We start from the raw sequence: 9373 nt of genomic DNA, 5'->3' as shown, positions 1-9373 counted from the left end.
TAGTTTACCTCCAATCACTTTCTACATTATAATAAATACAGATGTAATTGTCCAAACCTATTTAGGGGCTTAAGAGATTACATATTACAGGTAGTTCTTCTATTACTACTCTTAATGTAAATGATACGAATAATGATGCTCATATTGTTGTAGAGGAAAATGCTAGCGTAGCAAACACTATTGTACTTACAGGAGCGCAACTTGAGGTAGCCGCAGATGCAACAAATGCTAATCCTTTTGCTAGCGTTACAATATCTCCTGCAGCTGCACCATCAGCTAGCAATGAAGTAACATTAACAGGTACCTTCAATAATGTAGTAGCTGAAAAGCCATCAGATGTGGTTGTAGCAGCAGGTTCAACTTTGCAGACTATAACCGCCAATAGTGATTTAACTATCACAGGAACAGGTAAAGTTAACAATGTAACAGTTGAAGGGGCAGGAGCAAATTTAGATCTACAAGCAACTTCAATAGGAACTATTCTAGTTAATAAAGAAGCGACAGGAGTGCAAATAAATATTCCATCAGGCACAACAGTGGGAACATTAAATGTTAATGCGCCTATAGCAGTTACAGGAACGGGAATTATTACAACTGCAAATCTAGGTGCTAGTGGAACTACAATACAAACTAGACCAACAACTGTAGACGTAACATCAGGTGTAACAGCAACTGTTGGTGGACAGGCTACTAATTCTAGTAATGCTACAGTAATAGTAGCAGTTCCAACAGATTCAACACCGGCTACGCCAGTGAGTGGTGGCGGTGGATATACTGTACCATTAACACCAATATTTATCTCAACGACAAATAGTTCAATAGCAAATGATGTAGCTACATTAGGTGTAGTAGGGACAAAAGCTACACCTACTAATACTGGAATAGCAACAGCAGCAATTACTGGTGGTGATATAGTAATTACATCAGTAAGCGAAGGAAAAACTACAATTTCAGTTACAGATGGAGCATCAGGAAGCACCGCAGCAACAATACCAGTAACAGTTAATGCAGATGGTTCAATAACACTTGGAACAATTACAAAATATGTAGCAGCAACAGTAACATTTAAAGATCCAAACTTAGAACACGTAATAAGAATAGCTATAAATAAATCTACAGGTACTATTTATAAAAGTGACGTTGAAAATATTAATGATTTAGATGTTTCTGGTTGCAATATAAAAGACATTAGTGGGATAGAAAACTTAGCTAATTTACAGACCCTTAATTTGGCTTCCAATAACATCACGGATATAAGTGCATTAAGTAACTTAACTAATTTACAGAACCTTAATTTGGCTTACAATACCAGCATCATGAATGTAATTGCATTAAGTAACTTAATTAATTTACAGAACCTTAATTTAGAGCATGATAACATCAATGCGAGTGATGAAAATACGTTAGCAGGTTGCTTACCTGGATGCACTATATCTTGGCCGTGAAAATAATTATTTGTCTAAAGAAAGAGGGGTTTTGCGTATAGAACCCCAATTACAGAACTATACCAATTTGCTTTATAATGTTAATGAATTTTTTTAGAGTCAAAAACACTAAAAACGAAGGTTTTTCGGACTTGTTCTAAGAACATTAGAAGCATATAAAAAAGGATGAAAAATAGTCCTAGAACTTATCCTAAAAATAAAGTCCTATAACTTGACTTTGCAGTTGAGTTATAGGACTATTTTATTATATTCAAAATAATCTGGAGGTAAATTTCATGAAAATAGGATATGCTAGAGTTTCAACTAGAGACCAAAATCTAGATTTGTAAATAGATGCTCTTAGGGGTATTACCTTTTGTAAATAAGTTACATTTACTTTGCAGTAATAGCAGCTTCGCTGGTATTAGGCCAAAAAAATAAGCACCTATGGTAGGCACTTACTTTTTTGTTTTTCAATTACTAAATATTTATTGATGTTAAGTATCGATAATACTACCACTTGTTATGGTAATTTGGCAACAATTTTATTGTTTACCTTTTATAGTAATATTATACGAATAGAAAACTGAACAGAAAGAAATCTATTCAGTCCCACCATTGACGAGACACTTTTTATGTTTTTACTGATAGTTTAATTTCTATCCGTTGAACCTCTTTTAATGTAGCAATTTAAAATGTATCATTGGATGAATCCCCCAATAATGGTTCAAAATTAGTGTCCATATAATTCTCTCCAGCTGTTGTGTTATTACCTGAAAGGTCATCTAAAAGAATATCTTCAGCATTATCTTCAATAGTATTAGCTGTACTAACTGCATTAGTTGTATTGGTCACGCTAGACGTACTATTTGTTGATGTACTAGCTGTAGATTGATATGCTGCCAGATAAGCATTAGATATTGCAGTCGCTTGTGCTTGTGTTATTGTTCCATTATTTACAAGACTAGTTATCGGATTAAATGGTGTGCTACCATAAGTCCCGGATAAATTTAATTGTAGTGCCGCCTGAAATGCACTATTTACAGTATTGGCCTGTGTTTGTGTAAGTGTTCCACTAGATACTAAACTATCCAGTGGATTTGTTGAGTTTTGTGTAGAACTATTTAATAGATTGAGACTTTCTTGACTGAAATTAGTTGAATCTAACGCAGTTAAATCACTATCATCATTAAGTGATCCAGTCAATGATTGATTATTTGAATTTTGTTCAGTATTTTGAAGATATAAAGCATATAACCTATTTCCAAGGCTAGTTATTGAATCCATTTACTTTCTCTCCTTTATGTGAATTTATTAATTTAAATATCGAATGAACTTAACCAATAAATATATGTTTTACATAATGTTCTTAATTTCATAATATATTTTTTACTGTTTTAGTAGGCCTAATACCAGCAGCTGTGTTATGAAGTGCAAAGTATCTTCAATAAATTGGATAAAATAAACGATGGTATTACCGATATTGGTCCATTGAAGAAATCAACAAATCTAAAGGAGCTTTATTTGAACTTTATGTTGGGCCAATCGGGCACCTTTAATCCAAATAAAATAAGTGATATCAGTCCATTGCAAGGATTAGTTAATTTGCAAACGCTTGATTTAAGTTCCAACCCAATAAGTAATATAAGTGCATTAAATGGGTTAACTAATTTACAGCATCTTTGGCTAGATAATAATCAAATTAGCGATATAAATTCATTGAAAGGATTGACTAATTTGAAAATTCTTGTTATAGGCCACAATAAAGTCAATACTACAGATGAACAATCATTACAAAATGTTTTAACTAACTGTAGTATAGATACAATTGCCAATTATGCGAACTAAGTACTACCAAAAAGGTATATTCATGGTATTCCGGTACGAAAATAAAAATATCCGGCACTTATATTTAATGTTGGACACTTAATTAATAATTAGTATTAAAAATACTTGTTTGGACTCTAAGGCATTTAAAAACAATTGTTTATCTATCTAAAAAGCAATCCTTAAAAATGGGTTATGAATTCAATAAAATGATGAAAAATATTGCAATTTTATGAGGAACAAAATTATTTAGGGATAGGCTCTTAATCCTTAAAAGGACTTCCCACAGCAAATAAAGTGTAGTTTGGGGCAATAAAAGAAAACTAAATCCAGAAGGGAATTGTCAAGGGCGGTTTAAATTATTTTTTCCCTTACAGCTCTACCATCAAAAAAGAAAAAATAATTTAAATCGGGCGCAGCCTTTACCCTTGATAAGGAATGAATGGATAAGTATAATCCACCCTGCCCAAACACACCTTTTAATATCTATATAACCCTTATATATTTAAAAACTATAAAAAATCAAGAAATTATTTTGAACAATTTGTATTTTTATAATATAATATCTAAGTTGTTGTAAATTAATAATAAATTAGTAATGATGTAAATTGCATGAAAAAAGTGTTAGAAAAAGTAAGAGATAAATTAAATTTCATGTTAGATTCGGACAAATTTACTAATGAGGAAATATTGGCTGTAAGTCAGGAACTGGACAGGCTTATTGTTGCTTATTATGAACTTAATTTATCAAATCTTCCCAAAAATCTGCCAAAGCTTTAGGAAAATAAAACTTAATTTTCTTAAGTTTTATTTTTTTGTAAAAAAAAGCAGGAAAATTCAATATATTGTAGAACTTATAAATTTAAATGCATTATTTCAAAATGCATTATTTTAGGAGGGATATGGAAAATGAAATTTTTTAAGAATGGATTATTAAAGAATAGTATGAGAGTAGTAGGTTACTTATCTTTATTTTTAGCTGGAATAGTTATGATTCCAAACTGTTTTTTTGGCTTCCACCAACCAAAATGTCCTGATGAACTCCTTAAATAACAAATGAGCTTTTTATAAATGTTGTGATTAAAAATCCTTGCAGAAAACATTGATTTTTAATTTACAACATTTATAAAAAATACCATAATAAAAAGGGGGGTATTTATGAATAATGTCATACAAGAAATAGTAATAGACATTATAGAAGCGTTACTTCTTTTAAGCATTTTTGAAGCATTATATGATAATAAAAGATTTGTAATACAAAATAAAATTAGATCAACCTTATTTTTTATATTATTTGTTTTCGCAACTTATTGGAGTACATTTCATATTCCAAAGGTTTATCATGCATTGTTTCTTGTAGTTTTTTATATTTTATTGATTGCTTGTATTACAAAAATAAGGATTTTTGATTCTACAGTTATAGTTTCTTTATTTGCTACAATACTTTTAGCTACGGAAACTTTTATTGAAATTATTTTAATGCTTATATTTAACATAAACTTAAACCAAATTTTTTTAAATACATCCTATGTATTAAGTGCTACGATAATTTCTACACTATTTCAAATACTCATTGTATCAATAATCTTTAAGTTTAATTCATACTTTACTAAACTTAGATTATTTGAAAAAGAGGGGGCTATATTTGCTAATTTAATAATTGAACTAGGTGCATTTACTCTCTTTATATTTTGTGTTAACTATGGTATTTTTCATATAAAAAATATCCAAACCTATAATGTTTTTATTTTCATTATGTATTTTATATTCTTAATAGCAAAGTTCAGGAGCCTAAAAGAAAGACAACTAGCTGTAGATATAAGTATCAATTATAAAATTCAAGAACATCAAATCAAGAATATGGAAGAAATAATTAGTATAATCAGGCAGGAAAAACATGATTTTGCCAATCACATTAATGTTATACAGGGATTATGTTTGTTAAATAAGCCTGATACTGTAGAAAAGATAGATAATTATGTACGAGGAATTTCAAGTACAATACATTCCTCTTTTAGATACTTAGATACAGGGAATGATTATATAGACGGACTATTATCTATAAAAAATAACTATGCAGTGAAAAATAACATAGATTTTAAGGTAACAATTAAAGAATCTTTTAGTTTGTTAAAAATTAGACAAGATGAATTAATAAGTATTATAAGTAACCTTGTAGATAATGCATTTGAATCATTTCAACTTACATCAAATATTCAGCGTAAAGAAATATCTATTACTACCTTTAAGGAATACGAAAACTTTTGTATTGAGGTATTTGACAATGGAGATGTTATTCCTGAAAATATAGTAAAAAAAATCTTTAATAAAGGTTTTTCTACTAAAACTAAGCAAAATGATACTCATGGTTTTGGACTGTATATTACTAAACAATTAGTTGAGGAAAATAATGGGAATATATCCGTAAAAAGTGTTCCAGAAAAGACTAAATTTTTAATAAAGTTTAAGATGGATTAAATAGAGTGAAGTTCTCACATAGAAAAGCAACTAAAATGTGGTATACTATTATCAAGAGAATAAAAATGTTTTTAGTTAATCACCCTCCAGTATTTTATCTCTTTCAAAGAGGTCGTTTCGGTTAACATGACAGCAAGGGGGGTGACAATATGAGTGATTCTGTTACTATTACATCCATAGTATGTATTACTACCATGGGTATAGTAGGTATTTTTGCTATACTTGCATACTTAAAAGAAAAAGCTATTCTTAAATATAAAAATAGCTCTAAAGACAGTAATAATGAAATATCTATTACTGTTGATAGTGATAAAGAAAAAAACTCAAAAAACTAAAATGCACCCTCTCACAAGTGCGTTTTAGTTAAAACTTAAAACATAAATTCAAACGAAAAAACCGCAACGGCTTCTTTTAAATATATTATATCACATTTGCATTAAACTTAAACTTATTTATTTAAAGATATACTATAGATCCTATAGTGTACTATTGTAACATTTTTATTTAAGGTATAATCTTTTAACATTTCAACTATCTCGTCTTTCTGTTGAGCTAATTCAATTATGTTTTCCTTAAAATTTATAAGTTGCTTAATGGGGCAGAAGGAGCATCTGTGCTCTGTACTGCAAAGCAGCTTGTAAATAATGGTATATTGTAGCTCCCCCATGAAAATTGTCGGTTGTGTTTTTGGATATGATCTATGAATTATCATTTGTTGGTTTATGAATCACTCTGATATTTTCGCATAATTTTATTTTTACATACTATTACGCATAAGGTAATAATATGTAAAGTAATTGGGTAAGGCATAGAAATCCTATGACTTTTTTATCTGGCAAAGGTGATTTAAGTATAAAGATAAACTAAGCTAATGGTTTGAGATTAAAGGAATAAAAAGTTAAAAGAATAAAAGAGTAAAAGAGTAAAAGAGTAAAAGAGTAAAAGAGTAATTAAATATGATATAATTTTTATTGTAGAAGGATTTCTATATAAATAAATAGAATATTAAAATTAAAATAATAAATAATGGATGTGAGTATATGGAGATTATAGCTATATGTAATCAAAAGGGTGGGTGCGCTAAAACTACTACTGCTGTGAACTTAGCTGCTTGTTTAGCGGATATTGGTAAAAAGGTTTTGTTGATAGATAATGATCCACAGGGAAACCTTACTGGAAGTCTTGGGGTAAATGAGTATGATAATACTATTTATGATTGCATTATTAAGAATTTAAGCCTTGAAAATGTAGCTGTACATACTGAATTTGAGAATATTTATGTAGTTCCTGCTGATGTTAGTTATGCTAATGCAGAGCTTTCTTTAGCAAATGTAAAAGGTAAGGAGTTTTTATTGAAACAAGCATTTCAACGCTCTAATTTGGATTATGATTATGTTTTAATTGATTGTAGCCCTTCTTTATCTCTTATAACCATTAACGCATTAGTAGCATCTGATAGTGTACTTATTCCTCTTGAACCGTCAATTTTTAATTTACAAGGACTTTCGCAGCTCATTAAGATATTAAAGTTGGTTATTAATAGCTTTAATAAGGAATTGAGCATAAGAGGTGTACTTTTAACTAGAGTAGATATTAGAAGTAGTTTATCAAAAGAATTTCAACAGCAGCTAGAAGAAATATTTGGAGATAAATTGTTCCAAACCGTGATTCATCAGAGTATAAGTGTTCCTAAAAGTCAAATAGCGAAGAAACCACTTGTTTATTATAAAAGATGGAGTAAAAGTAGTAGAGAATATATTTCTCTTGCAAAGGAGGTTATAAATCGTGGTTAAAAAAAATGATATATCAAGTATTAAAGATATAGGAGTTGGAATATTGGATACTTTGAATGGAATAAAAGAGGATAAAAATAGTAAAGTGTTAGATGAACAGAGTAAAAACATAAATAACTATGAGAGTAAAGGAGTAAATCAAGAAAGTAATAACAACCCTAAAGGTAAAAAGAATAATTCAGAAAAAGAAGTAAAGAGCAAAAGAAGCTTTATGCTTACAGAAACTACAATACAAAAACTTAATCTTTTAAAGCTTTGCATGGAGAATAAAGATTTAAGTACTATAGTTGATGAATCTGTAGCTATGTATTTTGATAAGAATAAAAAATCTATAGAATCATTAATTGAAGTTTATAACAGGTTAAAGTGAAATTTTTATATATAAAAATCTAAATAATTGAAGGAGTAAAGGAGTAAATCAAGAAAGTAATAATAACTCTAAAGGTAAAAGGAATAATTTAGAGAAAGAAGTTCCATGCCTACAGAATTGAAGCATAAATGGAGTAAGAATGTAAATAAATATAATAATAAAAGAGTAAATTAATAAAATGGTAAAAATTCAGAATATTAAAAGAGTAATAAAAATCTAAAGGTGGTATAGAGTATGAAAGTTATAATAGCAGAAAAGCCAAGTTTAGCTATGAATGTGGTAAAAAGCATTGGAAAAATGAATAAACAGGATGGATATTTTGAAAATGCGAATTATGTTGTTACTTTTGCTTATGGACACCTATTGAGATTGTATGATGTAGATGATTATTTTAACAGGGGTAAGACTAAATGGAATGTAAATGAGTTGCCATTTGTACCTGAAAACTTTAAATTTAGAATCAGAGAAGATAAAGGCGTAAAAAAGCAGTATGAGGTTATAAAAGATTTAATTAAAAGAAATGATGTAACCGAAGTAGTGAATTGTGGAGACGCTGACAGAGAGGGCCAGGTAATTGTAAATAATATAATCAATAGGATTTTTAAAGAAGAAAAGATTAATAAGCCTGTTAAGAGGTTATGGCTTCCAGAACAGACTACACAGACAATAAGAAATGAGTTAAGGGATTTAAAAGATGATGGAGAGTATAAGAACTTATACAATGAAGGTCTTGCAAGGACATACCTAGATTGGACATATGGAATAAATTTAACCAGGTATCTAAGTATAAAATCACAGGCTTTTTTACCCGTAGGGCGTGTTTTAATACCTATTGTAAAATTTATTTATGACAGGGATAGAGCAATAGAGAATTTTGAACCAGAAACTTATTTTGAGATAGGAGCTATCATCAAAAAAGACAATTTAGAGATAAAAGCTAAATTAAAAGATAGAAGATTTTCAGCAGATGAAAGAGAAAAAGCAGAGAGTTTATTAAATAGCTTAAAGGATAAAAAAGCTGTAGTTTTTAAAGTGGAAAAGAAAAAAGTTAAGAAGCAGCCGCCTAAATTATTTTCTCTTGACACACTTCAAAATAAGATGTTCAAAGAATTTAAAATGTCTTTAGATGATACTTTAAAATACTTACAGAAACTATATGAAAATGGATTTACCACATATCCAAGAACTAATACGGAATATTTAGCAGAGAATGAGAAAGAAAAAATAAAAAGTGTAGTTGCAGCAGTAAAAGAAAAATTTAATGTTGACATAGATTTTAAAGATAAAAAGAAAATTTTTGATAGTAGTAAAGTAGAATCACACAGTGCCATTACTCCTACTATTAAGATTACTGATGAAGAAAAATTACCAGAAGGTGAAAGAAAGGTTTATACTGCAATAAAAGTGCGACTTGTTGCTAATTGAAAAGATTAGCCTAATTAGCTGATTAAATTCAGAAATTAGAATTGTTATTGCGAGAA

Annotated in this window: 11 protein-coding genes; 9 read left to right on the top strand and 2 right to left on the bottom strand. The window is 29.2% G+C overall.

Features of this window, described 5'->3' with window-relative positions:
* Positions 1-139 precede the first annotated feature (139 nt).
* A complete protein-coding gene (locus tag ACJDU8_RS24325) occupies positions 140-382 on the bottom strand; it encodes a hypothetical protein (protein ID WP_406794770.1) in 243 nt (80 codons plus the stop codon).
* Between ACJDU8_RS24325 and ACJDU8_RS24320 the strand changes: the two genes are divergently transcribed.
* Positions 363-1445 (top strand): leucine-rich repeat domain-containing protein, encoded by a 1083-nt coding sequence (locus ACJDU8_RS24320; RefSeq protein ID WP_406794769.1) that lies wholly within the window; start codon positions 363-365, stop codon positions 1443-1445. The two genes, ACJDU8_RS24325 and ACJDU8_RS24320, sit on opposite strands and share 20 nt — an antisense overlap.
* Positions 1446-2114: 669 nt before the next feature.
* On the opposite strand, the gene ACJDU8_RS24315 is transcribed toward ACJDU8_RS24320, so the two are convergent.
* Complete coding sequence (locus ACJDU8_RS24315; protein ID WP_406794768.1) at positions 2115-2711, bottom strand: hypothetical protein; 597 nt, start codon at positions 2709-2711, stop codon at positions 2115-2117.
* A 246-nt stretch (positions 2712-2957) separates the two neighbouring features.
* Here ACJDU8_RS24315 and ACJDU8_RS24310 point away from each other — a divergent pair, with 246 nt between their 5' ends.
* The 8 genes from ACJDU8_RS24310 (at position 2958) to ACJDU8_RS24275 (ending at position 9317) form a co-directional block, all read left to right on the top strand.
* Positions 2958-3272 carry a leucine-rich repeat domain-containing protein gene (locus ACJDU8_RS24310; protein WP_406794767.1) on the top strand — a complete coding sequence of 105 codons (315 nt, stop codon included), beginning with the start codon at positions 2958-2960 and terminating at the stop codon, positions 3270-3272.
* A gap of 591 nt (positions 3273-3863) precedes the next feature.
* The gene (locus tag ACJDU8_RS24305; RefSeq protein WP_406794766.1) at positions 3864-4031 is read left to right on the top strand and encodes a Spo0E family sporulation regulatory protein-aspartic acid phosphatase; all 168 of its coding nucleotides are present in this window, start codon (positions 3864-3866) and stop codon (positions 4029-4031) included.
* A 129-nt stretch (positions 4032-4160) separates the two neighbouring features.
* A complete protein-coding gene (locus ACJDU8_RS24300; protein WP_406794765.1) occupies positions 4161-4304 on the top strand; it encodes a cyclic lactone autoinducer peptide in 144 nt (47 codons plus the stop codon).
* Positions 4305-4409: 105 nt separating this feature from the next.
* Positions 4410-5729, top strand: coding sequence for a sensor histidine kinase (locus ACJDU8_RS24295; RefSeq protein ID WP_406794764.1), 1320 nt, complete (start codon positions 4410-4412; stop codon positions 5727-5729).
* Between the two features lie 149 nt (positions 5730-5878).
* A complete protein-coding gene (locus tag ACJDU8_RS24290; RefSeq protein ID WP_406794763.1) occupies positions 5879-6064 on the top strand; it encodes a hypothetical protein in 186 nt (61 codons plus the stop codon).
* Between the two features lie 705 nt (positions 6065-6769).
* Positions 6770-7522, top strand: a complete 753-nt coding sequence (locus tag ACJDU8_RS24285; protein ID WP_406794762.1) for a ParA family protein — start codon at positions 6770-6772, stop codon at positions 7520-7522.
* On the top strand, positions 7515-7892 hold the full coding sequence (locus ACJDU8_RS24280) for a hypothetical protein (protein WP_406794761.1): 378 nt from the start codon (positions 7515-7517) through the stop codon (positions 7890-7892). The genes ACJDU8_RS24285 and ACJDU8_RS24280 overlap by 8 nt, the downstream gene beginning before the upstream one ends.
* 234 nt (positions 7893-8126) lie before the next feature.
* On the top strand, positions 8127-9317 hold the full coding sequence (locus ACJDU8_RS24275; protein ID WP_406794760.1) for a DNA topoisomerase: 1191 nt from the start codon (positions 8127-8129) through the stop codon (positions 9315-9317).
* Positions 9318-9373 lie beyond the last annotated feature (56 nt).

The sequence above is a fragment of the Candidatus Clostridium eludens genome (genome assembly GCF_045310515.1).
GTDB lineage: Bacteria > Bacillota > Clostridia > Clostridiales > Clostridiaceae > Clostridium_B > Clostridium_B eludens.
This window is presented reverse-complemented; position numbering and strand designations above follow the sequence as displayed.

What these genes read in the sequence shown, in the direction of transcription:
- ACJDU8_RS24275 (WP_406794760.1), top strand. Translation starts at nt 8,127, where the DNA reads ATGAAAGTTATAATAGCAGAAAAGCCAAGTTTAGCTATGAATGTGGTA.
- ACJDU8_RS24305 (WP_406794766.1), top strand. Translation starts at nt 3,864, where the DNA reads ATGAAAAAAGTGTTAGAAAAAGTAAGAGATAAATTAAATTTCATGTTA.
- ACJDU8_RS24295 (WP_406794764.1), top strand. Translation starts at nt 4,410, where the DNA reads ATGAATAATGTCATACAAGAAATAGTAATAGACATTATAGAAGCGTTA.
- ACJDU8_RS24285 (WP_406794762.1), top strand. Translation starts at nt 6,770, where the DNA reads ATGGAGATTATAGCTATATGTAATCAAAAGGGTGGGTGCGCTAAAACT.
- ACJDU8_RS24310 (WP_406794767.1), top strand. Translation starts at nt 2,958, where the DNA reads ATGTTGGGCCAATCGGGCACCTTTAATCCAAATAAAATAAGTGATATC.
- ACJDU8_RS24315 (WP_406794768.1), bottom strand. Translation starts at nt 2,711, where the DNA reads ATGGATTCAATAACTAGCCTTGGAAATAGGTTATATGCTTTATATCTT.
- ACJDU8_RS24290 (WP_406794763.1), top strand. Translation starts at nt 5,879, where the DNA reads ATGAGTGATTCTGTTACTATTACATCCATAGTATGTATTACTACCATG.
- ACJDU8_RS24300 (WP_406794765.1), top strand. Translation starts at nt 4,161, where the DNA reads ATGAAATTTTTTAAGAATGGATTATTAAAGAATAGTATGAGAGTAGTA.